Genomic DNA, 1,910 nt, shown 5'->3' with positions numbered 1-1,910 from the left:
TGGTTCGGGTGCTCGGCTAACGCCGCTGCGAACCAATAGGGAGAGAAGAAATGTACGACTATATCATCGTTGGGGCCGGATCCGCCGGTTGCGTTCTGGCCAACCGCCTGTCAGCAGACCCGGCAAAACGCATCGCGCTTATCGAAGCGGGCCCAAAAGACAAAAGCCCCCTGATCCACATGCCACTGGGCATCGCCTTGCTGGCCAACAGCAAGAAACTGAACTGGGCCTTTGACACGGAACCGCAAGAACACCTGAATGGCCGCCAGCTGTTCTGGCCCCGCGGCAAGACGCTGGGCGGTTCGTCGTCGATCAACGCCATGGTCTATATTCGCGGCCACAAGGACGACTACGACTACTGGGCGTCCGAGGCGGGCACGGATGTCTGGGGCTGGGACCGCATGACAGACCTGTTCAAGCGGATCGAAGACAACCACCGCTTCGGCGCAACCGACACCCACGGAAAAGGCGGCGAACTTTCCGTCAGCGAACTGAAAACCGTGAACCCCCTGAGCCGCGATTTCGTGCAGGCAGGGCGCGAACTGCAAATTCCCCACAACGGCGACTTTAACAGCGGCACCCAAGAGGGACTGGGCATGTATCAGGTCACGCAAAAGGACGGGCGACGCTGGAGCTCGGCGCAGGCTTTTCTGCGGGGCGCTGAATCCCGAACCAACCTTGAAATATTCACCGACGCCCGCGTGACCCGTGTCGTCATGGAGGACAAGACAGCAACCGGTGTCACGTTGCAGCAAGGCGGCGAATACCGCCAACTGCGCCTCAATGATGGCGGCGAGGTGATCCTGTCCGGCGGGGCCATAAACTCACCACAGCTTCTGCTTCTGTCCGGTATCGGGGATGCCCGGGAAATCAAACGTCACGGCCTGTCGGTGGTTCACGATCTTCCCGAGGTGGGCAAGAACCTGGCCGACCACCTGGATGTGACGATCATGCACGCCGCAAGTTCACGGCGCCCGATCGGCGTCGCGCCCAGCTTTTTGCCGCGGGGCATTGGCGGTTTGTATTCTTACATCTTCCGGCGCAAGGGGTTCATGACGTCGAATGTGGCGGAAAGCGGCGGGTTCGTGAAATCGTCGCCGGATCGCGACAGGCCGAACGTGCAGTTTCACTTTCTGCCGACCTATCTGAAAGATCATGGCCGCAAGATCGCTTTTGGCTATGGTTATACCCTTCACATTTGCGATGTGTTGCCGAAAAGCCGGGGCCATATCGGGCTCAAAAGCCCGGATCCAATGGACGATCCGCTGATTCAGCCGAACTATCTGAGCGATCCGGACGATCTGAAAACAATGATCGACGCGTTCAAGGTGGGGCGCAGGATCCTCGAAGCTCCGGCAATGTCCGCGCATAGCAAATACGAAGTTCAGCCCGGCAAATCCGTGCAGAGCGACGATGAAATCGCGTCCTTCATCCGGGAAGGCGCAGAAACGATCTATCACCCGGTCGGCACATGCCGGATGGGGGCGGACCAGGCGTCGGTTGTTGACCCCGAACTGAAAGTGCGCGGCGTGTCAGGATTGCGGGTGGTGGATGCGTCCATCATGCCAAGCCTTGTCGCCGGAAACACCAACGCGCCCACCATGGTCATCGCCGAGAACGCGGCCGAGATCATCCTGGGGCAGGTGCGCGTTCTTGATCGGAGTCGTGCCGTTGCCTGAGGACATAGAAAAAGAAGTGAAAACAGACGCCTGTCACGGATGCGATGGGGTTTGTTGCAAAAAGCTGGAAGCCGCAACCAGCAGCTTTCAAGCGGTCCAGAGCGATCAAAACACAGCCCAAAACCCAGTATCGAATGAGGAAGACAAATGCGCGGACAAATGATGGCGATGCCACTGACGATCCATTCACTGATCGATCATGGGGCCCGCTACCACGGCGACACCGAAATC

The 1,910-nt window shown here is 58.8% G+C and carries 1 protein-coding gene; it reads left to right on the top strand.

Annotation, left to right across the window (positions count from 1 at the left end; translation table 11 throughout):
• Positions 1–50: 50 nt before the first annotated feature.
• On the top strand, positions 51–1,679 hold the full coding sequence (locus ACP2AV_RS15615; RefSeq protein WP_426373692.1) for a GMC family oxidoreductase: 1,629 nt from the start codon (positions 51–53) through the stop codon (positions 1,677–1,679).
• Positions 1,680–1,910 lie beyond the last annotated feature (231 nt).

The sequence above is a fragment of the Aliiroseovarius sp. PTFE2010 genome (assembly GCF_049943335.1).
In the GTDB taxonomy this organism is placed as follows: domain Bacteria; phylum Pseudomonadota; class Alphaproteobacteria; order Rhodobacterales; family Rhodobacteraceae; genus JBNFVY01.
Note: the sequence above shows the minus strand (reverse complement) of the source record. Positions and strands in the feature narration are given on the sequence as shown.